1 rRNA gene is annotated in these 264 nt (G+C 42.0%); it reads left to right on the top strand.

Annotated elements, in window-relative coordinates:
• Positions 1 to 88: 88 nt before the first annotated feature.
• Positions 89 to 196 (top strand): 5S ribosomal RNA (gene rrf / locus ATE49_RS10195).
• Positions 197 to 264: the final 68 nt, after the last annotated feature.

The raw sequence follows: 264 nt of genomic DNA on the forward strand, positions 1-264 counted from the left end.
ATGTTGGTAGTTATAGGTTAGGAGTAATTGGATAGAATCCGATAACCGAATACCGATAACGAACAACTAAATAATATATAACAAACTTTAGGGTGGTTATAGCGGTGGGGCTCACCTGTTCCCATTCCGAACACAGAAGTTAAGCCCACCAGCGCCGATGGTACTGCTAACGCGGGAGAGTAGGTCGCCGCCAGTTTTTATTTTTGAAAAGCCTTTGCATAGTCATGCAGAGGCTTTTTCGTTTTTAGGATATTACTATTCCTA

The organism is Elizabethkingia miricola (genome assembly GCF_001675285.1).
Taxonomy (GTDB): Bacteria; Bacteroidota; Bacteroidia; order Flavobacteriales; family Weeksellaceae; genus Elizabethkingia; species Elizabethkingia miricola.